Origin of the sequence: Brevundimonas sp. 'scallop' (assembly GCF_011045535.1) — a bacterium.
Lineage (GTDB): Bacteria > Pseudomonadota > Alphaproteobacteria > Caulobacterales > Caulobacteraceae > Brevundimonas > Brevundimonas vesicularis.
The window spans coordinates 1,435,546-1,458,855 of the sequence record NZ_CP039382.1 but is presented as its reverse complement, the minus strand read 5'-3'; the positions used below and the strand labels follow the sequence as shown (position 1 = coordinate 1,458,855).

The 23,310-nt window shown below is 65.4% G+C and carries 22 protein-coding genes; 9 read left to right on the top strand and 13 right to left on the bottom strand.

Annotation, left to right across the window (positions count from 1 at the left end; translation table 11 throughout):
* Positions 1 to 7: 7 nt before the first annotated feature.
* From E4341_RS07210 to E4341_RS07180, 7 genes are all read right to left on the bottom strand, one after another.
* Positions 8 to 1,507, bottom strand: a complete 1,500-nt coding sequence (locus tag E4341_RS07210) for a putative 2OG-Fe(II) oxygenase (protein WP_165116229.1) — start codon at positions 1,505 to 1,507, stop codon at positions 8 to 10.
* On the bottom strand, positions 1,504 to 2,529 hold the full coding sequence (locus E4341_RS07205) for an RluA family pseudouridine synthase (protein WP_165116226.1): 1,026 nt from the start codon (positions 2,527 to 2,529) through the stop codon (positions 1,504 to 1,506). The genes E4341_RS07210 and E4341_RS07205 overlap by 4 nt, the downstream gene beginning before the upstream one ends.
* Positions 2,526 to 2,921 carry a fluoride efflux transporter CrcB gene (gene crcB / locus E4341_RS07200; RefSeq protein ID WP_165116224.1) on the bottom strand — a complete coding sequence of 132 codons (396 nt, stop codon included), beginning with the start codon at positions 2,919 to 2,921 and terminating at the stop codon, positions 2,526 to 2,528. The genes E4341_RS07205 and crcB overlap by 4 nt, the downstream gene beginning before the upstream one ends.
* Before the next feature lie 40 nt (positions 2,922 to 2,961).
* A complete protein-coding gene (locus tag E4341_RS07195) occupies positions 2,962 to 3,450 on the bottom strand; it encodes a hypothetical protein (protein WP_165116222.1) in 489 nt (162 codons plus the stop codon).
* A gap of 64 nt (positions 3,451 to 3,514) precedes the next feature.
* Positions 3,515 to 4,237 carry an RluA family pseudouridine synthase gene (locus E4341_RS07190; protein WP_165116220.1) on the bottom strand — a complete coding sequence of 241 codons (723 nt, stop codon included), beginning with the start codon at positions 4,235 to 4,237 and terminating at the stop codon, positions 3,515 to 3,517.
* A gap of 39 nt (positions 4,238 to 4,276) precedes the next feature.
* Complete coding sequence (locus E4341_RS07185) at positions 4,277 to 4,720, bottom strand: hypothetical protein (RefSeq protein WP_165116218.1); 444 nt, start codon at positions 4,718 to 4,720, stop codon at positions 4,277 to 4,279.
* A gap of 71 nt (positions 4,721 to 4,791) precedes the next feature.
* Positions 4,792 to 6,108 carry a replication-associated recombination protein A gene (locus E4341_RS07180; protein WP_165116216.1) on the bottom strand — a complete coding sequence of 439 codons (1,317 nt, stop codon included), beginning with the start codon at positions 6,106 to 6,108 and terminating at the stop codon, positions 4,792 to 4,794.
* A gap of 75 nt (positions 6,109 to 6,183) precedes the next feature.
* On the opposite strand from E4341_RS07180, the gene E4341_RS07175 reads away from it, so the two are divergent.
* Positions 6,184 to 6,606, top strand: coding sequence for a VOC family protein (locus E4341_RS07175; RefSeq protein ID WP_165116214.1), 423 nt, complete (start codon positions 6,184 to 6,186; stop codon positions 6,604 to 6,606).
* Positions 6,607 to 6,610: 4 nt separating this feature from the next.
* Here E4341_RS07175 and E4341_RS07170 read toward each other — a convergent pair whose 3' ends face one another.
* Positions 6,611 to 8,014, bottom strand: a complete 1,404-nt coding sequence (locus E4341_RS07170; RefSeq protein ID WP_165116212.1) for a Do family serine endopeptidase — start codon at positions 8,012 to 8,014, stop codon at positions 6,611 to 6,613.
* A 220-nt stretch (positions 8,015 to 8,234) separates the two neighbouring features.
* Here E4341_RS07170 and ettA point away from each other — a divergent pair, with 220 nt between their 5' ends.
* Together ettA and E4341_RS07160 are read left to right on the top strand one after the other, a co-directional pair.
* Positions 8,235 to 9,902, top strand: a complete 1,668-nt coding sequence (ettA, locus tag E4341_RS07165) for an energy-dependent translational throttle protein EttA (RefSeq protein WP_091747513.1) — start codon at positions 8,235 to 8,237, stop codon at positions 9,900 to 9,902.
* A 29-nt stretch (positions 9,903 to 9,931) separates the two neighbouring features.
* Positions 9,932 to 10,858 carry a 2-hydroxyacid dehydrogenase gene (locus E4341_RS07160; RefSeq protein ID WP_165116209.1) on the top strand — a complete coding sequence of 309 codons (927 nt, stop codon included), beginning with the start codon at positions 9,932 to 9,934 and terminating at the stop codon, positions 10,856 to 10,858.
* A gap of 2 nt (positions 10,859 to 10,860) precedes the next feature.
* On the opposite strand, the gene E4341_RS07155 is transcribed toward E4341_RS07160, so the two are convergent.
* Positions 10,861 to 11,250, bottom strand: coding sequence for an EF-hand domain-containing protein (locus E4341_RS07155; RefSeq protein ID WP_165116207.1), 390 nt, complete (start codon positions 11,248 to 11,250; stop codon positions 10,861 to 10,863).
* Between the two features lie 119 nt (positions 11,251 to 11,369).
* On the opposite strand from E4341_RS07155, the gene E4341_RS07150 reads away from it, so the two are divergent.
* The 4 genes from E4341_RS07150 to metH are packed head-to-tail and all read left to right on the top strand — an operon-like array spanning position 11,370 to position 17,031.
* Positions 11,370 to 12,329, top strand: coding sequence for a metalloregulator ArsR/SmtB family transcription factor (locus tag E4341_RS07150; protein ID WP_165116205.1), 960 nt, complete (start codon positions 11,370 to 11,372; stop codon positions 12,327 to 12,329).
* Positions 12,329 to 13,282 (top strand): methylenetetrahydrofolate reductase [NAD(P)H], encoded by a 954-nt coding sequence (metF, locus tag E4341_RS07145; RefSeq protein WP_165116203.1) that lies wholly within the window; start codon positions 12,329 to 12,331, stop codon positions 13,280 to 13,282. The genes E4341_RS07150 and metF overlap by 1 nt, the downstream gene beginning before the upstream one ends.
* The gene (locus E4341_RS07140) at positions 13,282 to 14,364 is read left to right on the top strand and encodes a homocysteine S-methyltransferase family protein (protein ID WP_165116201.1); all 1,083 of its coding nucleotides are present in this window, start codon (positions 13,282 to 13,284) and stop codon (positions 14,362 to 14,364) included. Before metF ends, E4341_RS07140 begins: the two co-directional genes overlap by 1 nt.
* Positions 14,365 to 17,031 (top strand): methionine synthase, encoded by a 2,667-nt coding sequence (gene metH / locus E4341_RS07135; protein ID WP_165116199.1) that lies wholly within the window; start codon positions 14,365 to 14,367, stop codon positions 17,029 to 17,031. It abuts the gene before it with no gap.
* 45 nt (positions 17,032 to 17,076) lie between these two features.
* On the opposite strand, the gene E4341_RS07130 is transcribed toward metH, so the two are convergent.
* Together E4341_RS07130 and E4341_RS07125 are read right to left on the bottom strand one after the other, a co-directional pair.
* A complete protein-coding gene (locus E4341_RS07130) occupies positions 17,077 to 17,631 on the bottom strand; it encodes a hypothetical protein (protein WP_165116197.1) in 555 nt (184 codons plus the stop codon).
* A 142-nt stretch (positions 17,632 to 17,773) separates the two neighbouring features.
* The gene (locus tag E4341_RS07125) at positions 17,774 to 20,731 is read right to left on the bottom strand and encodes a TonB-dependent receptor domain-containing protein (protein WP_370458472.1); all 2,958 of its coding nucleotides are present in this window, start codon (positions 20,729 to 20,731) and stop codon (positions 17,774 to 17,776) included.
* 253 nt (positions 20,732 to 20,984) lie between these two features.
* On the opposite strand from E4341_RS07125, the gene E4341_RS07120 reads away from it, so the two are divergent.
* Complete coding sequence (locus E4341_RS07120; RefSeq protein ID WP_165116193.1) at positions 20,985 to 21,524, top strand: hypothetical protein; 540 nt, start codon at positions 20,985 to 20,987, stop codon at positions 21,522 to 21,524.
* A 4-nt stretch (positions 21,525 to 21,528) separates the two neighbouring features.
* Here E4341_RS07120 and E4341_RS07115 read toward each other — a convergent pair whose 3' ends face one another.
* The gene (locus tag E4341_RS07115) at positions 21,529 to 21,675 is read right to left on the bottom strand and encodes a hypothetical protein (protein ID WP_165116191.1); all 147 of its coding nucleotides are present in this window, start codon (positions 21,673 to 21,675) and stop codon (positions 21,529 to 21,531) included.
* A gap of 66 nt (positions 21,676 to 21,741) precedes the next feature.
* On the opposite strand from E4341_RS07115, the gene E4341_RS07110 reads away from it, so the two are divergent.
* Complete coding sequence (locus tag E4341_RS07110) at positions 21,742 to 22,644, top strand: MBL fold metallo-hydrolase (protein WP_165116189.1); 903 nt, start codon at positions 21,742 to 21,744, stop codon at positions 22,642 to 22,644.
* Here the strand turns inward: E4341_RS07110 and E4341_RS07105 are convergent.
* Entirely contained in the window at positions 22,641 to 23,309 is a 669-nt protein-coding gene (locus tag E4341_RS07105; protein ID WP_165116187.1) for a DUF1499 domain-containing protein, read from the bottom strand. The two genes, E4341_RS07110 and E4341_RS07105, sit on opposite strands and share 4 nt — an antisense overlap.
* Between the last annotated feature and the right edge of the window lies 1 nt (position 23,310).

Sequence of the window (23,310 nt, the reverse complement as noted above, 5' to 3'; positions counted from 1 at the left end):
GTTGGAATCAGGCCGGCACGACGTCGAACGCCAGCGTCAGACGCGACGCCTCGCCGCCGAACGGCTGGGTGCCATGCCACATATAGGAAGGAAACAGCACCAACGTGCCGGGTCGGGGCTGCACACAGTGTTCTGCCGCCAAACTCGGCAGGCCGGGCGGCGCGCCGAACCGCAACCAGCCGTCGCGGCGCTCGCCCTGCACCGCCGGCGGCAGTTCGATATGGCATGCCGAGGACAGCCAGCCGTTCGAATGAATATGGTCGGCGTGAAATCCGTTCGGCTTCAACCGCACCGACCAACTGCCCTGGATGCGATAGTCGCCCGTATTGCGCGCCCTCAGCGGATCGTCGCCGTGGCCAACCCCCGCCATATAGTCGCGGATCGGCTTGTCGATGGCCTTGAAGAAGGCGCGAATGGCCGGATCTTCGCTCTGAGCCAAGGACGCGCTGGTCTGCGATCCCCCGCGCAGCGACTGGCCCACCGGATGGGTTTTTAGCGTATGCAGATCGTGCAGCGCCTTCGCCAGATCGACCAGATAGGCCTCCAATGACGCCCACCCGTCAGGCGCCTGCAGCCGATACGGCCGCACGAAGGCGTCGTAGTCGTAAAGCCGGCCGTACCGCACATCGCCGAGCATCCGCCAGGCCGTCGCCTGAAAGGCCAGCACATGCTGGTTCAGCGGCTCGCGCGTCCGCAACGTCTCGATCGTGACCAGCGCCGCCTCGGCCTGACCCAGCGCCAGCAGGCATTCGGCCTGGGTCACCATGATCGCCGGAACCTCGCCGCCCGCCAGCGCCGCCGCCCGGTTCGCATGGTCCAGCGCCGCGAGGGGATCCCACGTCAGACACGCCTGCGCCGCCGCCAGTTCCCCGGGCCCATCCAGCGGTCCGGCGACCAGGGTGCGATAGGCCCGCTCGCCCTCACCTGCATATTCCAGCAGCTTCGCTTTGATCTGGCGCAGCAAAGGCGTCGCTGGCGATACGGCTATGGCGGCATCCAGCGGTGCGCAGGCGGTCTCCAGATCGGCATCCCGCATCCAGATCAGCTGGCTCAAATCACGCAACGCGTCGCCATAGCCGGGCCGCCGCAGCAGCGCCTGACGATAGGCGTCGTCGGCCTCGTCGAACCGGCTCTGCGCCTGCAACGCCCGCGCCAGCACCAGCCAGGTTTCGGGCGCATCGCCGGCGATAGACATGGCGGCGCGACATGCGGCTTCCGCCTCGGCCGACCGTCCAAGATCGCCGAGGGTGGACGCCAGATTATGCCACGCAGGCACGCTGTGCGGCCGAACTTCGACGAGTCGCTGCGACAGCGCCGCACTCTCTTCCAGACGCCCCACACGCTTCAGCAGATCGGCTTGGACCGACAGCGCCTGCCACGGCGCATCGGCCTGCTGCGCTATCGGCCCCAGCATGTCCAAGGCCGCGCTCAGCCGCCCGGCGGCGGCCAGAGCCTTGGCCCCTTCGACCCTCGCCTGCCAAACCTGCACTTGAAGGCCAGACGTCACCGGATTCGCTTCACGCCCACGAAGGGATCGTCTTCAGCCTCGTCCTCGGAAAAGCCGAAGTGGGCGAAGCCGGCTTTCATTTCGGGGCTCAAGGGGGCGGTGACCTTGAGAACGCCGCCGCGCGGGTGGTCCAGTTCGATGCTGCGGGCGTGCAGTTGCAGCTTCAGGGGGCCCGACAGTTCACGCGATTTCTCATCGCCGTATTTCGGATCGCCCAGAATGGGATGGCCGATCCCCGCCATATGAGCGCGCAATTGGTGCGTCCGTCCGGTGAAGGGGCGCAGGGCCATCCATGACGCCCGGTGCGAGGCGCGGCTGATGGTCGAGAACGCCGTTTCGGCCGGTTCGGCGCGCGGGTCCTTGCGCTCGGCCGGGCGCATCATCTCGAAATCGTTGATGCCGGTCTTCTTCAACGGCATGTCGATCTGGCCCGTATAGGGTTTCGGATTGCCGATGACGATGGCCCAATAGGTCTTTTTGGCCTGCCGACGGGCAAAGGCGCCCGCCAGTCGCTTGGCCGCCTCCGGCCCCTTGCCCAGCAGCAGGACGCCCGAGGTGTCGCGGTCCAGCCGGTGAACCAGACGTGGTCGCTCCAATCCCTCGCCCCAGGCCGACAGCAGACGGTCCACGTGACGGCTCGTCTTGGTCCCGCCCTGCACCGCCAGGCCATGCGGCTTGTTCAGGGCGATCACCATGTCGTCTTCGTAAAGCACCAGCGACTTGGCGAAGGCGATGTCCTTTTCGGACAGGGTGTGGGCGTCGCCCGCCTGACGAGAGGTGTCGTCCGGGATCGGAGGCACGCGCACGGCGGCTCCGGCGGTCAGCCGCCCTTCGGGCTTGATGCGGGCGCCGTCCACGCGGATCTGGCCGCTACGGGCCATCTTCTGCACTTGGATGTTGGACAGATGCGGCCAACGCCGACGGAACCAGCGATCCAGCCGGATGCCGTCCTCATCCTCGGCGACATAGATCGTCAGGACTTCGCGCTTAGGCGCATCGGCTGCGGGCGGCTGATCGGTCAAGCGGGAACTCCAAAGGCGCGGCGGGCGACCATCAGGCCGACGAACAGGGCCGCGATGGCGAGAACCACCGAGCCGATCACATAGGCGGCGGCCAGGCCGATCTGGCGGCGCTCGATCATCTGTACCGCTTCCAGCGAATAGGACGAAAAGGTCGTGAACCCGCCAAGCACGCCCACGGCGGCGAACAGGCGCACCATCTCCTGCTGCGCCCCGCCCCGGAACGCCAGCCAGCCGACGAGCAAACCCATCAGCAGACCGCCGGCGACATTGGCGGCGAAGGTGCCCACGGGCGAGCCGGCATTGGGCGCAAGCCGCCCGGCGGCGAGGCCGAGGCCATAGCGCGCCATGGAGCCGATCGCCCCACCTGCTGCAACGAGAAGAAAACGTGTCATCGTGCGGCGATATATACGCCGCCCGCGCCGAAAGCGATGGTCAGCGCGGGATGGAGCTCTGGACCGCGCGCGCGTCATAGGCGTTCGGACGATCCGGCTTCTGGCCGCGTCCCAAAACGACTTCCAGCGTCGTCGAGGTCGGCTGCGGTCCGCTGAAGTTCAGACCGACGCCCACGCCGACGCCCGAGGCTGAATAGCCGCCATACCGGCTGCTGCCGCCGCCGATGGAGACGCTTGGGCTGACCCCGCCCGCGCCACCCGGCCGACCATCGGTCCAGCTCTGCGTTACCTCAAACCAGTCGTAGCCTTGTTCGGTGGTCAGGTCGGCGGCTCGCACCAACGCCCAATCAGCGACACGGCCCGCGGCGCCGACGCCGTTGTAGGTGACACGATAGCGGCTGGATTCGATCCGCTGCTCGGAATACCCCTGCCCGTTCGGGCCCATCTGTGCGCCATAGGGCGCCAAGCTGGCGCAGGCGGTCAGAGCCAGGGCGGAAAGACCGGTCAGGGCGAGTGCGAGACGCTTCATCGGAGGTATCCTTTCAACGACATAGCGCCAAAGCGCGCACGGCGTTCCCTGAAGCGCCCGCGCCCTAAAGACCCAGCGCCGTCTTCAGCTTCGCGAAATCCTCGGGTGGCGGCGCTTCGACCGTCGTCGTCCCGCCTTCGGGATGCGGAAAGCTCAGTTTAGCAGCGTGCAGCATCAGGCGCGGCGCCGGCCCGACCGCCGTGGTCAGGGCGCCGCCGTAGCGCACGTCCCCGATCAACGGCCGACCAATATGGGCCATGTGCACACGCAGCTGATGCATCCGCCCGGTCAGCGGCTCCAGCTCGACCACGGCCCCTTCAGGTCCTGCGGCCAAGGTCCGATAGCGGCTCTGCGACCCTTGCGCGCCCGGCGCGTCGAAGGTGACGACCCGCATATAGCTCTCGCGCCCAATCTCCTCGCGGCGCAACGGCGCGTCGATGGTCGCCGCCTTGGGATCAGGCGCGGCCGACAGCAGGGCCAGATACTGTTTCCTGAAACGCCGCATCTGCAACGCCTTGCCCAGAAAACTGGCCGCCGGCTTGGTCTTGGCCGCCAGGATCACGCCCGAGGTGTCGCGATCCAGCCGATGCACCAACTCCGGCCGCTTGCCGTTTGACCGCGCGAACGCCCAAAGCAGGTCGTCCAGCGTATGCGCCTTGATCCGCCCGCCCTGGCTGGACAGCCCCGGCGGCTTTGAGAAGGCGATGACGTGCGCATCCTCGTGGATCACCCACGACCGGAGGGCGGCGATATCATCGGATGAAAGATCGGGAGGAACGCGGGTCACGGCGCGTCCATACGCGACGGCGCGCCCTACGTCAGCCCATCAGCGCAGCACGCCGCGTTTTCGCATATTGAACGCATAACCAAACAGTAGAACCGCAATCAGCAGGATGACGATCGGCATCCAGCTCATGGCCGCCAGTTCGGGCGGCGCCGGCGGCGGAGGATCGATCAACTTGCCATAGATCAGGCTGATCAACGCGCCCAGCAGCGACAGACCGAAGGCCGGAACCGCCCAACGCCGGCGCAAAAGCAGCAGCACCGAACCGATCACCGCACCCCAGACTCCCAGCGTCCACGGCAGATACATCCAGCCGGGCATGGCCTCGTAATACGCGACCATGGCGTCGTCGAAACCCGCCGCCCGCATGTAGGCCTCGCCCCGCGTCGTAGTCTGGATGAAGTCGAACGCTCCGAACCCGTTCCACAACAAAGACAACACGCCCACCAGCCACAGATGCCGGGGCGTTTTCACTGTCTCGATCATCGTCCCCTCCCAAGGATGTCAGGCCGGAACGCTAACCGCCTTATCGACTGGCGACAATGAACAGCGTTCAGTCAGTCGCCGGACGCGTCCGCCGCCAGCCGTGCTCGCATCTCGGCCCAGCGCTCCAAACGCGCCTTGACCTTCTCTTCGTGCCCCTCGCCCTTCGGCTTGTAGAAGGTGCGACGGTCCATCTCGTCGGGAAAGAAGTTCGCGCCCGAAAAGCCCTCGGGCGTGTCGGGGTCGTATTGATAGCCCTTGCCGTACCCCAGCGACTTCATCAGCTTGGTCGGGGCGTTGCGGATATGGGCGGGCGGCATAAGCGACCCTGTCTCATAGGCCGCCTTCTTGGCCGCCTTGAACGCCTCATAGACACCGACCGACTTGGGCGCCGTGGCCAGGTGGACCACCGCCTGAGCCAAGGCCAGCTCGCCCTCGGGACTGCCCAGGAAGTCGTAGGTGTCCTTGGCTGCATTGGCGACCAGGATCGACAGCGGATCGGCCTCGCCGATGTCCTCCACCGCCATCCGCACGATCCGCCGCGCCAGATACAGCGGATCCTCCCCCCCGTTCAGCATGCGCGCCAGCCAATAGAGCGCTGCGTCGGGGTCGGATCCCCGAACCGATTTATGCAGGGCCGATATGAGGTTATAGTGTTCTTCTCGGCTCTTGTCGTAGGCGGGAGCCCGACGCTGAAGCACGCCGGCCAGTCCCTGCACGTCTAGCTTTTCGCCCTCAGGCAGGTCGAAAAGCACCTCCGACATGGTCAGCAGATACCGCCCGTCGCCGTCGGCCAGGGCCAGCATCGCCTGCCGGGCCTCCGGCGTCAGCGGCAGGGTCCGGTCCATATGCGTCTCGGCCCGGCTCAGCAGCTGATCCAATGCCGCGTCGTCCAGCCGCTTCAGCACATAGACCTGACTGCGCGACAGCAAGGCGCCGTTCAGCTCGAAGCTGGGGTTTTCCGTCGTGGCCCCGACCAGGGTCACCACGCCTGCCTCGACGAACGGCAAAAAGCCGTCCTGCTGGGCGCGGTTGAAGCGGTGGATCTCATCGACGAACAGCAGGGTCGACTGCCCCGCCGCCCGCCGCATCCGCGCCGCCTCGAACGCCTTCTTCAGGTCCGCGACGCCGGAGAAGACTGCGCTGATCGCCTGATATTCATAGCCCGCCGCCTGGGCCAGCAGCCGCGCGATCGTGGTCTTCCCGGTCCCCGGCGGTCCCCACAGGATCATGGATCCCAACCGCCCGGCCTCGATCATGCGCCGGATCGGCCCGCCTGGCCCTAGCAGATGATCCTGCCCCACCACCTCGTCCAGCGTGCGCGGACGCAGGCGGTCGGCCAAGGGGGCGTCGGGGGGCAGAATGCCGGAAGCTTCGAACAGGTCGCTCATGGGTGCGACCTATGTAGGCGTTCGCCAACGGCTTTTCACGCGCTAGTATCGCATCCCGACACGGAGACCGCCCTCATGACCGACGCCAAGCCCAACCAGGGTCCGACTTCCGGCGTGACGCCCCACCTGACCATCCCGTCGCGCGGGGCCTCTGCGGCGATCGATTTCTACATCATCGCCTTCGGGGCCGAGGTGTTGGACCGCCGCCTCGCCGACGACGGCGAGCGACTGATGCACGCCCACCTGAGGATCAACGGCGTCAGCGTCATGTTGAACGACGAGTTTCCGGAATACGGCGGCTCGCAGGATGTCCGCCCAGCCGGCGTCACCCTGCATCTTCAGGTCGCCGATCCCGACGCCTGGTGGACGCGCGCCATGACCGTCGGCGGCGCGGAACCTGTGCTGGACATGGCCGATCAGTTCTGGGGTGACCGCTACGGCGTCCTGCGCGACCCATTCGGCCACACCTGGTCGATCGGCGGGCCGACGAAGGCGTGACGACCTATCTCAGCACGCCGCGGATCTGACGGCCGCCACGATTGACGACGACCTCCCACGGGCCGCGACCCGAACTGGCGGCCTCCACATCGCGGGCCGAGCCGATGGCGCGGCCATTGATGCTGACGATCAGATCGTTCTGGCGGAAGCCCGCGCGCGCCGCATAGCCGCGCCCGGACACGCCGGTCACGATGACGCCCGTCGCGAACGGATCGCCGCCCAGTCGGTCTGCCAGAGCAGGGCTGAGCGCGACGACCTCGGCGCCGGCGAAGGGACCGGACTGGATCGTCACCCCCTGCTTCGGATCGGCGTCGCCCGGCAGAGTCTGCACCCGCGCGGTCAGCGTCTGCGCCCGACCGTCGCGCAGGATGGCGACCTGCACCTGATCGTTCGGATTGCGCGAACCGACGCGGTAGTTCAGTCCGTTCTGGTCGTTGATCTCCTGACCATCGACGGCGGTGATGACGTCGCCCTGACGAATGCCGGCGCGCGCGGCCGGGCCGTTGGCGTAGACGTCGGTGACGACCAGCCCCTGCGGCCGGCTCAGACCCAGGCTGCCAGCGATATCGCCAGTCACAGTGTCGCCCTTCACGCCCAGCCAGGGCCGAACCACAGCCGTCGCGCCGCCCAGCGCGCTGTCGACGACCCGCTTGACCATGGCCGCCGGCACGGCGAAGCCAACCCCGGCCGAGGAGCCCGAGCGCGAGAAGATGGCGGTGTTGATGCCGATCAGGTCGCCGTCCATGTCCACCAGCGCCCCGCCCGAGTTGCCGGGGTTGATGGCCGCGTCGGTCTGGATGAAGGAGCCGCTGTCGGAAATGCCGGTCTCGGTCCGGTTCAGGGCCGAGATGATGCCGTTCGTCACCGTCTGACCCACGCCGAACGGATTGCCGATGGCCAGGACCAAATCGCCGACCTGTTGCTCTTCCTGATCGTCGATGGCCAGCACCGGCAGGCGGTCGCTGACGTTTTCCAGCCTCAGCACGGCGATATCGCTGCGCTCGTCGGCCAGGATGACGGTGGCCGGAAACTCGCGCCGGTCATTCAGCACGACCTTGATCTGCTGGGCGCCGTCGATGACGTGGTTGTTAGTCACCACAATCCCATCCGAACGGACGATGACGCCGGACCCCACGGATTCCGCCACCCGCGCCTGGGGGATACCGCCGCCAAAGAACTGGAAGAAGGGATCGGCCTGCACCCGTTGCACGCTGCGCGCCGAGATATTGACCACGGCCGGCGCAGCCGATCGCACCACCGGCGCGAAGCTGGACTTCATCCCCGCCGCATCGGCCGGGGCGGTGCGTGTCGGCTGGGCGAACTCGCCCTCCTGCGCCTTGGAATTCGAGGGATTGCCGCACGCCGACAGGGCGAAGGCGGTGGCGAGCACGATCGATCGGGTCTTCATGGGCATCCGAGACTGGGGCATCCGAGACTGGCAAGCGTAGAATGACGCCATTCCGCACCCGGTTTCGGGCCGGATCAAGGCGTGTGACTGTCATCAACGGACAAGCTTTACAGCCGTTCCGTCCGGCCGCCTGCCCGCCATATTTGCCCTTCTCGCGCAGGATCGCTACATCCGGCCAAACCTCCCAATCCGACGAAACCCGAAGGGCGCACCGCACCTCATGGCGCAGCAATATATTTTCCAGATGCAGGGTCTGACCAAGACCTTCCCCGGCGGCCGCAAGATCTTCGAGAACATCTGGCTCAGCTTCTACAACGACGCCAAGATCGGCGTCGTCGGCGTCAACGGCTCGGGTAAGTCTACCCTGCTGAAGATCATGGCTGGCTTGGACAACGAGTTCAACGGCGAGGCCCGCGCCGCCGACGGCATCAAGCGCGGCTATCTGGAACAGGAGCCCCAACTCGATCCGGCCCTGAACGTCCGCCAGAACGTCGAGGCCTGGTGCGAAGAGAAGCAGTGGGTCAACCGCTTCAACGAAGTCGCCGCCGAACTGGGCGAAAACTACACCGACGAACTGATGGAGGAGATGACCTCCCTTCAGGAAAAGATCGACGCCGGCGACGTTTGGGACATCGACAGCCGCATCGACCAGGCCATGGGCGCCCTGCGCTGCCCGCCCGACGACTGGGAAGTCACCAATCTGTCCGGCGGTGAAAAGCGCCGCGTGGCCTTGGCCCGACTGCTGCTGTCCAAGCCCGACATGCTGCTGCTCGACGAACCGACCAACCACTTGGACGCCGAATCCGTCGCCTGGCTGCAGCACCACCTGGAAAATTTCCCCGGCTGCGTCATCCTGGTGACCCACGACCGCTACTTCCTGGACCTCGTCACCAAGTGGACGCTGGAGCTGGACCGCGGCAAGGGCCACCCGCACGAGGGCAACTATTCCTCGTGGCTGGAAGCCAAGACCAAGCGCGTCGTGCAGGAGCAGTCGGAATCCGAAGCCCGACAGCGCGCCCTCACCCGCGAACTGGAATGGGTGCGTTCGGGCGCCAAAGCCCGTCAGGCCAAGTCCAAGGCCCGTCTGGCCGCCTACGAGCGGATGGTCGAGGAACAGGAATCGATGCGCGGCGCCCAGACGCACGCCCACATCCAGATCCCACCCGGGCCGCGCCTCGGTAACGTCGTTCTGGAAGTCGAGGGTCTGCAAAAGACCTACGGCGACAAGACGCTGTTCGACAACCTGACCTTCAAACTGCCGCCCAACGGCATCGTCGGCGTCATCGGCCCGAACGGCGCCGGCAAGTCGACCATGTTCAAGCTGATCACCGGCCAAGAAAAGCCTGACGGCGGCACGATCAAGGTCGGTGAAACCGTCAAGCTGGCCTATGTCGACCAATCGCGCGACGACCTGAAGCCGGACGAAACCATCTGGCAGGCCATCTCGGGCGGGACCGACGTGATGATGGTCGGCAAGCGCGAGATCAACACCCGCGCCTATGTCGGCAGCTTCAACTTCAAGGGCGGCGACCAGCAGAAGAAGGTCGGCCAGCTGTCCGGCGGTGAGCGCAACCGCGTCCACCTGGCCAAGACCCTGGCCTCGGGCGGTAATCTGATCCTGCTCGACGAACCGACCAACGACCTGGACATCGAAACCCTTCAGAACCTTGAAGAGGCTCTGGAAGAGTTCGCCGGCTGCGCGGTGGTCATCTCCCACGACCGCTGGTTCCTTGACCGTCTGGCCACCCACATCCTCGCCTTCGAGGGCGACGGCCATGTGGAATGGTTCGAGGGCAACTTCGAAGCCTACGAACAGGACAAGATGCGCCGCCTGGGCGCCGACAGCATCATACCCAAGCGTATTCAGCACCAGAAGTTCGGCCGCTGATCGCCTGACCTGACAAGAGGAGCCGCTGCATGACCCAACGCCCCGCCGTTCTCATCATGCAGCGGCATCTTGCGCCACTCTCGGGATTTCTGGAGAGCGCCTACGACGTCTATCGCTTCTGGGAAGGTCCGCCCATCGAGGCCGCCCACGACATCCGCGTCATGGTTGTCGCCGGCGAGGCGGCCCTGGACAAGGCGCTGATCGAACGCCTGCCGAACCTCGACCTCGTGGCCTGTTTTACCTCCGGCTATGACGGGATCGACATCGACTGGTGCCGCCAGCGCGGTCTGCCCGTCACCCACGCCCCCGGCGTCAATCACGAGGACGTCGCTGATCATGCCCTGGGCCTGATCCTGGCAGCACGCCGCCAGATCGCCTCGGGCGACCGTCAGGTCCGCGCCGGCGGCTGGACCTTCGAGACGCGCACCATCACGACGTCGCTTGCCGGCGAGAAGTTGGGCATCGTCGGCTTGGGCCACATCGGCAAGGCCGTCGCCGACCGCGCCGAGGCTTTCCGAATGGCGGTCAGTTGGTGGGGGCCGCGGCCGCACGAGGCCGAATGGCCACGCGCCGACAACCTTCTGGCGCTCGCCAAGGCCAGCGACATCCTGGTCGTCGCCTGCAAGGCGGACGAGACCAATCGCGGCCTGATCTCGCAGGACATCATCGAGGCGCTTGGCCCCGACGGCCTGCTGGTCAACGTCTCGCGCGGTCAGGTCGTGGACGAGGACGCCCTGATCGCCGCCTTGAAGTCAGGGACATTGGGTCAGGCGGCCCTGGATGTCTTCATCGAAGAGCCGACAGACCCAGCCCGCTGGGCCGACGTGCCCAATGTCATTCTGACGCCCCACACCGCCGGGGCCACGACTGCCGGGGTGCAGGGCATGCTGATGCTGCTGATCGAAAATCTGCAGGCGCATTTCGCAGGCGAGCCGCTGAAGACGCCCGTCGTCTGACTTCAGCGGGGACGCTGCGGCCGCTCGTCCGCCGTCACCACGCCGTCGCCGTTCTTGTCCATCGCCTTGAAGGCGGCGGCGAGACCCACGTCGAACTCCTCGCGAGTGATGCGTCCGTCCGCATCGGCGTCGAAGCGCGCCAGCATCCGACCGCCGCGCGCATTGGCCAGTTCGCTGGCGTCCACCACGCCGTCTTCATTGGCGTCCAGACGATTGAACATCTGGGTCATGCGCGCCTGCATCTGGGCCAGGTTTTCGCGCTCCGGCGGCCGCATCTGTCCGCCCATAGGCCGCCCCGACATTTCAGGGGCCGAAGGCTCAGGAAAGTCGCTCTGGGCCAACGCCGGACCGGCGGCGGCGACAGCAAGAGCGGCGATGAACAGGCTACGCATAAGATCACTCCAAAACGGGTCTGCTGGCTTTAACGCGCGCACGAACCATTCCCGCCGATGCATTTCCAAGAAACCGATTTCGCTTGCCAAATCATATAAGGATATCTTTATATGAGTATATGAGTTTGTCCGCCGATCAGACTGTCGAAGCCCTCCGCGCCGCCGGCGAACCCACCCGTCTGCGCCTTCTGTCGCTGCTGGCGGGCGAAGAGCTGTCGGTCATGGAAATGTCGCGCATTCTGGACCAGAGCCAACCTCGGGTGTCGCGCCATCTGAAGTTGATGACCGACGCCGGGCTGATCGAGCGCTTTCCCGACGGCGCCCGCGTCTATTACCGTCTATCCCACGACGCCCAGGCGCGTCGGCTGATCGACACGGTGCTGGACATCTTGTTCGAGGATGCCGGCGAGGCCGATCATCGGCGTCTGGACGAGGTCCGCAAGGACCGCGAGGAAGCCGCCGCCAGCTATTTCGAACAGGTCGCGCCCCAGTGGGACCGGCTGCGTTCGCTCTACGTCAGCGAAAGCGCTGTCGAGGCGGCGCTGGAAAAGGCTGTGGGTCCTGGCCCCTTCGAACGCGTCGTCGATCTGGGCACGGGCTCGGGTCGGATGCTGACCCTGTTCGGCAAGAAGGCCAAGATGTCGGTCGGGCTGGACCTCAGTCAGAACATGCTGAACATCGCCCGCGCCAACGTCACCAAGGCGGGCGTGGAGCAGGTCGAACTGCGCCACGGCGATATCTTCGCCACTCGCCTGCCTGCCGCCAGCGCCGATCTGGTGATCGTGCATCAGGTGCTGCACTATCTGTCCGATCCATCCGCCGCCGTCGCCGAGGCCGCCCGCCTGGTCAGTCCGAACGGCCGCCTGGTCATCATCGACTTCGCCCCACACGACTTCGAACATATGCGTGAGGCGCATCAGCATCGCCGCCTGGGCTTCGCCGACAGCGAGATCAACGGCTGGCTGCTCGACGGCGGCCTGACGCCATCGGCCCCCATCGCCCTGCCCCACGACGCCGAGGGCCTGACCGTGACCATCTGGACGGCGGAACGCCGCGTCCAGGACAGAAAGACCGCCTGATGGCCTCCTCCGCCTCCCTCAACCTGGCCGACGCTCGCGCCTTGCTGCTGTCGCCGCTTGGCCCCGTCGCCCGCGCCGGATCGAACCGCGACGCCGTGCGCGTCTCGTTCGAATTCTTTCCACCCAAGACCGATGAGGCCGAGGCCAACCTATGGAAGGCGATCCGCCGTCTGGAGCCGCTGAACCCCGCCTTCGTTTCCGTCACCTATGGCGCCGGCGGTTCGACCCGCGAGCGGACGAACCGCACGGTCCAGCGCATTATCACGGAAACTTCGCTGCGCCCTGCCGCCCACCTGACCTGCGTCGAGGCCAGTCGGGAAGAAGTCGACGAAGTCATCGAAGGCTACAAGGCGATCGGCGTCGATCACATCGTGGCGCTGCGCGGCGATCCGCCCGGTGGCGCTGGCATCGGCGGCGTCTACCAGCCGCGCGCCGACGGCTATGCCAACGCCACGGAACTGACCGCCGCCATCAACCGCATCGGCGGCTTCGACGTCACGGTCGGCGCCTATCCCGAGCGCCATCCCGAAAGCCCCTCCATCGATCACGACATCGAGGTGCTGAAGGCCAAGGTCGATGCTGGCGCGACCCGCGCCGTCAGCCAGTTCTTCTTCGACATCGACGCCTTCCTGCGGTTCCGCGACCGGGTGCGGGCGGCGGGCGTCATCATTCCTCTGATCCCCGGCGTCATGCCGGTCTCCAACTTCACCGGTCTTCAGCGGATGTGCGGCGCCTGCGGCGCCAGCATTCCCGACTGGCTGAAGGCGCATTTCGACGGCCTGGACGACGATCCTGAGACCCGCAAACTGCTGGCCGCCTCGGTCGCCGCCGAGACCTGCGCACGCCTGCAGGAAGAGGGCTTCTCGGACTTCCACTTCTACACCCTGAACCGCGCCGACCTGGTTTATGCGATCTGTCGCGTTCTGGGCGTGCGCGAGACGGCGACAGCCTAATGACTCGCGCAGAACGCATCGCCGCCCTGCATCAGGCGGCCAAGGAACGCATCCTGGTCCTCGACGGCAGTTGGGGCGTTATGATCCAGCGTCGCGGGCTGGACGAAGCCGACTTCCGCGCCGACCGCTTCGTCGCCGCCAACGGCTATGACGAGAAACATCAGATGAAGGGGAACAACGACATCCTCTGCATCACGCGGCCCGATGTCATCGCCGACCTGCACGACCAGTATTTCGCCGCCGGCGCCGATATCTCAGAAACCAACACCTTCTCGGGCACCACCATCGCGCAGGAGGACTACGCCCTGGACGCCCAGGCGGTGTGGGACATCAATCTGGAGGGCGCGAAACTGGCCCGCGCCTCGGCCGACCGCTGGACGGAAAAGGAGCCGCACAAGCCCCGCTTCGCCGCCGGCTCTATCGGCCCACTGAACAAGATGCTCTCGATGTCGTCCGACGTGAACGACCCCGGCGCGCGCAGCGTGACCTTCGACCAGGTCTATGAGGCCTATCGCCATCAGGTGAAGGCGCTGAATGAAGGCGGGGTCGATCTCTATTTGATTGAAACCATAACCGACACGCTGAACTGCAAGGCCGCGATCAAGGCGATCAAGGACCTGGAAGACGAGGGCATGGACGTCCTGCCGATCTGGATCAGCGGCACCATCACCGACCGCTCGGGCCGCACCCTGTCGGGCCAGACGGCCGAGGCTTTCTGGAACAGCGTGCGCCACGCCAAACCGTTCGCCGTCGGCTTCAACTGCGCCCTGGGCGCAGATCTGATGCGGCCCTTCATCGCCGAGCTGAGCCGCGTCGCCGACACCCTGGTCGCCGCCTACCCGAACGCCGGCCTTCCCAACGCCATGGGCCAGTACGACGAGGAACCGCACGAGACCGCCCACTTCATCGAGGAATGGGCCGCCTCCGGCCTGGTCAACATCGTCGGCGGCTGCTGCGGCACGACGCCGGATCACATTCGTCACGTCGCCGAAGAGGTCGCGCCGCTCAAGCCCCGCGCCATCCCGGAACGGCCGGTGGCCCTGCGCCTGAGCGGCCTCGAACCTTTTGAATTGGTAGCGTAAGTGCGTCCTGTGTTCATCAACGTCGGCGAACGGACCAACGTCACCGGCTCGGCCAAATTCCGCAAGCTGGTGGTCGAGGGCGACTATTCCGCCGCGCTGGACGTCGCTCGCCAGCAGGTCGAGGCCGGCGCCCAGATCATCGATGTCAATATGGACGAAGGCCTGCTGGACGGCGTCGCCGCCATGCGGACCTTCCTGAACCTGATCGCGGCCGAACCCGACATCGCCCGCGTGCCGGTGATGATCGACAGCTCCAAGTGGGAAGTGATCGAGGCTGGCCTGAAGTGCGTCCAGGGCAAGCCCATCGTCAACTCGATCAGCATGAAGGAGGGCGAACAGACCTTCCGTGACCATGCGATCAAATGCCTGCGCTACGGCGCCGCCGTCGTGGTCATGGCCTTTGACGAAGTGGGCCAGGCCGACACCGCCGCGCGCAAGATCGAAATCTGCACCCGCGCCTATGACATTCTGGTCAACGAGGTCGGCTTCCCGCCCGAGGACATCATCTTCGACCCCAACATCTTCGCCGTGGCGACGGGGATCGAGGAGCATGACAACTACGCCGTCGACTTCATCGAGGCGACGCGGGAGATCAAACGCACCCTCCCCTATGCCCGCGTCTCGGGCGGGGTGTCGAACGTCTCGTTCAGCTTCCGCGGCAACGAGCCAGTGCGCCGCGCGATCCACAGCGTCTTCCTGTATCACGCCATCAACGCCGGCATGGACATGGGCATCGTCAACGCCGGCGACCTGCCGGTCTATGACGACATCGACGCCGAACTGCGCGAGGCAGTCGAGGATGTGATCCTGAACCGGCCGCAGCGGACCAATGTCTCGAACACCGAGCGGCTGGTCGACATGGCGCCCCGCTACAAGGGCGAGAAGGGCCAGGCCCGCGTCGTCGATCTGAAATGGCGCGAACAGCCGGTCGGCAAGCGGATCGAACACGCCTTGGTCAACGGCATCACGGAGTTCATCGAGGCCGACACCGAGGAGGCGCGCCTGGCGTCCGAGCGCCCGCTGCACGTCATCGAAGGCCCGTTGATGGACGGGATGAACGTGGTCGGCGACCTGTTCGGATCGGGCAAGATGTTCCTGCCGCAGGTGGTGAAGTCCGCCCGCGTGATGAAACAGGCCGTCGCCTGGCTGGAGCCCTTCATGGAGGCAGAAAAGGCCGGCAAGCCGCGCGAGCAGGCGGGCCGCATCCTGATGGCCACCGTTAAGGGCGACGTCCACGACATCGGCAAGAACATCGTCGGCGTCGTGCTGCAATGTAACAACTACGAGGTCATCGACCTGGGCGTCATGGTCCCGGCCGACCGCATCCTGGACGAGGCCAAGGCTCACAACGTCGACATCATCGGTCTGTCGGGCCTGATCACGCCGTCGCTGGATGAAATGGTCTTTGTCGGCGCCGAGATGGAGCGGCGCGGCTTCGACATCCCTCTGCTGATCGGGGGCGCCACCACCAGCCGCACCCATACGGCGGTCAAGATCGAGCCCGCTTATCGCCGGGGCTCGACCACCTATGTCGTCGACGCGTCGCGCGCCGTCAGCGTCGTTTCGGGTCTGCTGTCCAAGACCGAGCGCGCAAAGAACGAGGCCGCCACCCGCGACGAATACATCCGCATCCGTGAGCAATATGCCCGCGGCCAGGAGGTGAAGGCCCGCGCCACCCTGGCTCAGGCGCGCGAGAACCGCTTCCGCATCGACCCCGCCCAGCCCATGCCTGGCAAGCCGTCCTTCCTCGGCGTGAAGGCGTTCGACGCCTGGGACCTGCAGGATCTGGCCGACCACATCGACTGGACGCCCTTCTTCGCCAGCTGGGAGCTGATCGGCCGCTATCCGCTGATCCTGGACGACGAAATCGTCGGCGAGGCCGCGCGTGACCTGTTCGCCGACGCGCAAGTCATGCTGAAGCGGATCATCGACGAGAAGTGGTTCACGGCCAAAGGCGTCGTCGGCTTCTGGCCGGCCCGCGCGGACGGTGACGATGTCATCGTCTTCGCTGACGAAGGCCGCGACGCCGAGATCGCCCGTTTCCACACGCTGCGCCAGCAGATCAAGAAGTCGAACGGCAAGCCGAACTTGGCTCTGTCCGACTTCATCGCGGATGAGGGCGACGACTATATCGGCGCCTTCGCCGTCACCGCCGGTCACGGCGAGCTGGAAATCGCCAAACGGTTCAAGGACGCCGGCGACGACTATTCCGCCATCCTCGCCACAGCCCTGGCCGACCGTCTGGCCGAGGCCTTCGCCGAACGGCTGCACAAGGAAGTTCGTACCACCCTGTGGGGCTATGCCGCCGACGAGACGACCGACATCGACGCGCTGATCGCCGAACAATATCAGGGTATCCGCCCTGCCCCGGGCTATCCCGCCCAGCCCGATCACACGGAAAAGGCCACCCTCTTCCGCTTGCTACAGGCCGAAGACCACGCCGGCATGGCCCTGACCGAGAGCTATGCCATGACGCCGCCGGCCTCGGTGTCGGGCCTCTATTTCGGCCATCCCGGCAGCCACTATTTCGGCGTCGGCAAGATCGATCTGGACCAGGTCGAGGATTACGCCCGCCGCAAGGGTTGGGATGTCGGCACCGCCGAGCGCTGGCTTGCCCCCATCCTCAACTACGATCCCTACGCCCCCAAACGCGAAACGGCGGCTTGAGCCGGGCTCAAGCCGCCGTCTGTCATCGGACAAACGCCGAACTGATCAGTTGATACCGACGCTCTCCAGCGTGGCGGGCGGCGTGGTGATGCGGTCGCGCAGGCGGCGCGCGGCGTGCTCGCAGCGACCCGGCAGACCGAAGAACAGGCCGAACGATTGGCTGCGCGCCTCGGCGTCAGCGTTTGCCATCAACGGCGCCCACTGCGCCTTGACGGCGGCGACGGCCTGCTCAGCCTCGGCCTTCGAAGCCGCCGATTGGCGCGGCGCGGCGGCGGCCAAGGCGCTGCGGAAATCCTGGGCTTCGAGACGACCCAGACGCACCAGCTCGATATCCTCCGGCGCGCGCGACGTCAGCGTCTCGCCCAGATCGGCATGGCCGGTCACCAGGGCATCGCACCAGGCCACCAGCGGATAGTCGGCGCTCGGCGCGCCCCGCGGCAACGGCCGGGCATAGGCGATGGCCTCGCGCGTCTTCAACGCATCGGCGGTCTCGCCCGAGCGATTACCCGTCACGATCGGCCCGTCCTGAGTTTGAGCAACCGCCGCGCCGGCAGCCAGCAGCGACAGGACCGACAGTCCGGGAACGACAAATTTCAGCATGATCTTCCTTGGAGGAGCGCGCCGCAAACAGGCGACGATCCGTAACGCTCGCCCGCCCGAATGGTTTTTCTACGGCGCCGCTTAAACGAAAAAGGCGGCGGAGCGTTGCTCCGCCGCCTCAGTCTCGTGTCGTTGACCGGCCTTAGAACTTGGCCGTCAGACCGACGTAGTAGCGGCGACCCAGCACGTCATAGGTCGACGGGTCGGTGTTGGCCTGAACGCCGGGAACGAAGACGTTCGGCTGTTCGTCGGTCAGGTTGTTCACGCCGCCGCGCAGCGACACCGTGTCGTTGATGGACCACGACCCATTCAGGTCGAAGTAGTCGATGGAAGGCAGAACCTCGGTGGTGTTGATCACTGTGATTTCGCCGACCCGGCGCCAGCGGGCGCCGACCGAGAACGGACCGCTCGCCCAGGTCACCGAGGTCAGGGCTTTCCATTCCGGGAAGGTGTTGCCGAAGGTGCTGTCGATCGTGCCCGTACGGTCAGTGAAGGCGCCGCCCTCGACGACGTTGTCTTCATAGTTCTCCAGCCAGCTGATGACCGTGTTGAACTTCAGACGACCCCAGTCACCACCACCGATGTCGGCGATGTTGAAGGCCCAGTCGGCCTGGAAGTCGACGCCAGACGTCTTGATCATGCCAAGGTTGGCCTGATTTTCGATCGCGCCGACAATGTTGCCGGACAGCGGATCGCGGCTGAACAGCTGGCAATAGCTGTTGGCGTTGCTGAAGGTGGAGTTTTCGCCCGTGACGTTGAAGCAGCCGGCCAGCGAGTCGTCGGCCGCAATCGATCCGATCGCGTCGGTGATTTCGATGTTGTAGTAGTCGATCGAAGCCGAGAAGCCCGACAGCCAAGGCGACGCGAACTGCGATTGATACACCAGACCGGCCGACCAGCTGTCCGACGTCTCTTCAAACAGGTTCGGGTTACCACCGGTGCGGCTTTCGACCTGGTTGTTAGAGAAGGTGTAGCGATCGATCGCCTGGGCCGAAATCCCTTGCGCCAAGCACAGCGCACGGACGGCAGCGGCGTTAGAGCCCTGGCGGAAGCTGCTGCGAATGTCGCAGGGGTCACCACCGGTGCCCGTAGCCGAGGGGGCGCCGATGCTCGGGAAGTTCGTGCTCGCCGTGGCGAACAGCTCCCCGATCGAAGGTGCGCGGACCGAGCGGCTATAGCCGCCACGAGCGCGCAGGCCGCCAGCGACAGTCCAGTCGAGCTCCGCACGATAGGCCTGCGTGCCACCAGCGGTGCTGTAGTCGGCGTAACGATAGCCGAGGTTCAGATCCAGTTGCTCGACGAAAGGCAGATCCGAGAGCAGCGGGACCAGCGCTTCGATGAACAGTTCCTTTGAGTTCGTACCACCGCTCAGCGAAGGCGTCGGGTTGAAGCCGGCGATTTCCGAACCACCGACGTTGCCGCCGTCCGGCTGGCCATTTGCGCCCAAGTGAGGCGTGACGGCGTTTTGTTGAGCGAGCGAGGAGTCGGCGCCGAAGGCGAAGTCGTCTTGGCGATACTGAGCGCCGAGGGCGACACGAACTTCACCGGCCGGCAGATCAAACGCCTTGCCCTGAAGCGACGCTTCGATGACCCGTTGTTCGGTCACGGTCGAGTTACGCGCCGAACGACCGATGTAGTTGATGCACTCGGCAGACAGGTCTGTCACGCCAAACGGATCGAAACCGCCAGCGCAGAGGCTGCGTCCGCCGTCCGCAGCGTCCAGCAGTCGCTGAACCGACGAGCGAGAAACGTTGCCGGTTTGAGTGGTCGTATTGGAAACGCGGCCATACGAGCCATAAACATCATACGTCCAGGTGCTTTGCGGAACCTGACCGCGGACGCCCGTGGTGATCTGATAGATGTTGTACTCTTCCGTCGAGTGGCGACCGCCCAGCGCGGTGAAGCGCTTGTTCAGCAGGAACGAACCATTCGGATTGGCGCGCGAGTTCAGGAATCTGCGGAGATCAGCAGTGATGAACGGGTTGGTCGCCGGGACACGGAAGCCGGTGCCGCTGGCCGCGGGGCTAGCCGCCAGTTCGGTGTCGGCGACATACTGGGTGAACAACGCATTGGCATAGACTTCAGCGTTGTCATTGATCTTGTAACGGCCGCCACCGTAGACGTTGTAACGGTCAAGCGGCAGTTGCAGATAGTTCAGCGGACCCGTGTTGAACGTGTAGTTGGCGCCGGGCGCCGTGTATTCCGCGCCGGCTCCAGCCGGATTCTTGACGTTCAGCTTGCCGGTGTACGAGAACAACGTGTTGTCATCGTTGAAACCGAACGCGCCCGTTTCGACCAGCGTCGGGCTGTTGAAATAGGATCTGACCAAAGCGAGGCTTGGCAGGTTGTTGCTGTCGAAGATCGTCGAACCCAGCGGCGAGGTGCCCGAAGGACCGGACACAGCCGAGAAGTCACGCGCGGCGTTGAAGATCACGTCGCGGGTCGAGCGCCCCAGCGACAGCACCATATTGCCACGGTCGTCGTCGAAGTTGCCGCCGACAGTGACCGAGTAGCTTTCGGTCTTGCCGTCGCTGCGATCGGTTTCACCGTATTGGGCGTCGACCTGAACGCCCGAGAAATTCTCGTCGAGGATGAAGTTTGCGACGCCAGCCAGGGCGTCCGAACCATAGGCCGCCGAGGCGCCGCCAGAGATGACTTCAATGTTTTTGATGAGGGCCGTCGGGATCAGGTTGACGTCAACCGAACCGTCCGAGTTCGACGGCACGACGCGACGGCCGTTCATCAGAACCAGCGTGCGGTTCGAGCCGAGGTTACGCAGGTTGATGTTGGCCTGGCCGCCATTGGACGGGTTGTTCGAGGTCGACGAGATCGACGGAGTGAACTGCGGCAGATCGTTGATCAAGGTGTCGATCGTGACCGAACCCGTCGCCTGGAAGTCTTGGGCGGTGACGGTGACGATCGGGCTGGTCGAACGGTAGTCCTGACGGGCGATGCGCGAACCCGTGACGACGATCTCGCCGACGTCGGTCGCTTGGTCGTCAGCCGACTGTGCGAACGAGGGCGTAGCGGCCATCGCCAAAGCGGCGCCGCCGATGATCGTGGTTGCCAGCAGGCCACGACGATATCTGTTGGTGTTCAAGGCTTGTTCTCCCAGAAGAGCCAAGTTCGTTAGAAACGAACTGCTCAATACATTAGCCATTTGCCGACCATGCGATCGGTTGGGCGCGAGAGCATACCAACGCAGGTGCCAAGTCCAGCGAGAAGGTGGCGCTTGAACACATTGGCGACACGCCTGTCGCAAAGACGACACACCGTAATCGCTACAGCGACATCGGACACACCTTGATTTCTAGTGATATACTGGCCGCCAACTTAATGAGACGAAGAAGATTATGACCCGCTCAGCTGTCGTAAGCGCCAAGAAAATCATCGTTCTATCGGTTGCATCGGTTGTTTTTTGGTCAAACCATGCTCTGGCGCAGCAAGATTTGTCTTCGTCGGGGAGCGACCTGGTCGGAGCCGTCACGCAATGCACGACGATTGAGGCCAACGCCGCCCGGCTAGCGTGTTTCGACGCCGCCGCAGCTCGATTGGCAGCCGCCGGCGAGGTCGCGATCGTCAGCCGGCAGGATGTGGAGCAGAATCAACGCCGGTTGTTCGGTTTCAACGTCACAGGCTTGAACCCCTTCAGCGGGTCAGGGCGGTCGGAAGAGTTGCAGTCCATCTCGGCGACGATGACATCAGCCCGAAACCTTGGCAGGGGCGAATGGTCAATCACGCTGAATGACGGCTCCGTGTGGCGAAAGACCGACGGCGTAAACGTGCTCTTTTCGGCTGAGCGGCAGTATCCAGTGACTGTGCGGAGGGCGGCGTTGGGAAGCTACATGATGAAGGTGGCGAACGATCCGCCCTTCCGTGTACGCCGCGAGTAGGCCTCTAGCGTTGGATCATCACCCGCGCCGCATAGGGTGCGGGCTCCGGCGTGCAGGAGGCGGCGATCAGTTGCACCGCGGCGAGACACAGGATCGCCGCCGCGACGAACGGAAGCCGATTTGATACAGCGTTGGCGATCGAACGGGCCATTGTGGGCGCTCCAGACATGATTACCGAGACGTTAACGCAAGCTCTGCGCCAAACGCAGGGGTGGCGATGATCCCGTTCGTGAGGACGTTTGACTTCGCCTATGGGCGTAGCGATCAGGTGTCGCCTTTGATCGAGCGGGTGATTGCAGACAATCCGGGGCCTTTCACCTTTACCGGGACGGGGACCTATATTGTCGGCCGATCGGACCAAGGGGCCGAGGTCGCGGTGATCGATCCGGGGCCGCTGGATCATGCGCATCTGGCGGCGCTGATGGCGGCGGTCGAGGGGCGGCGGGTCAGCCATGTGCTGGTGACGCATACGCACCGGGATCATGCGCCTTTGGCCCGGCCGTTCGCCGAGGCGACCGGAGCGCGGATTTGGGCGGCCCGGCCTCCGGTGCGGGAAACGCATGCATCGGGTGCGCTCGATGAAGATGACGATGCGGACTTCGCGCCCGATGTGGTGCTGGCGGGCGGCGAGGTCATCGAAGGCGACGGCTGGACGATCGAGGCGACATTCACGCCTGGTCATGCGTCAAATCATATGGCTTTCGCTCTGCGCGAAGAGAACGCGTTGTTCTGCGGCGACCATGTGATGGGCTGGTCGACGACGGTCGTGGCGCCGCCGGATGGGAACATGCGGCAGTATATGGCCAGTCTGGAGGCGGTGATCGCACGCGACTTCGACGTGTTGTGGCCGACGCACGGGGCGCCGGTGACTGAGGTGCGGCCGTTTCTTGAGGCCTATCGCGCGCATCGGCTGGAGCGGGAGGCGCAAGTGCTCCAGCGGCTTGCGGCGGGGGATCGAACGATCGCCGAGATGGTCCCGGTTCAGTACGCCGCAGTCGATCAGCGGCTGTGGCCGGCCGCTTCGCTGTCGGTGCTGGCGCATCTGATCAAGCTGGTCGAGGACGGCGCGGCGATCAGCGATGACGTGCCCGGCCTGTCGGCGCAGTTCCGGCTGGCTTAGCGTCCCGCCTCCAGGTTTCGGGTGATCTTGGCGGCGAGGCGGCAGGTGGCGCCGCCGTCGGGACGGCTGCCGCGTGCGGCGACGCGGATGTCGGTGCGGCCAGGGCGGATCCGAACGACCGCGTCGGTGGCGAAGCCGAACCAGGCGCCGGCGTGCACGGCTTCGACCTGGAAGGTTGTGGCGCGGGTGACGACGAAGCCGGCGTCGACCAGCGCCGAGGTCGCCTGCTGGGCCAGGACCTGGGTCGGGATGGCGTCCACACCGTCACAGGTCTGCGGCGCGCCGCTGCGCACGCCGGCGGCGCGCGGCAGGCCAGGCGGCTCGTCCAGGTTGGTGCTGACGTCACGTGGATGGGGCGTCGCATCTTGGCCCTGACGCAGCACGAAGCCGGCGACGGTCGCGCCCGAGAGAGCTAGCGCCGCCAGCGCATAAAGACCCCTGCCCTTCAGGTCACGCAGCGCCAGCACCGCCGCCGCCAGAGCCGCCGCCAGACCGACCCAGGCCAGGATGCGCGCCACGGTCCAGGTCAGCAGGTCGTAGCCGATCGCCAGATCGAGCCCGCCGAACCGCGTCGCCGTGACGGCCGCCACGATCAGCACGAAGGGTGCCGCCGCAAGCGCCGTCAGCCAGGGCAGAATGGCGGGTACGGGCTTTCTGGTCGGCATT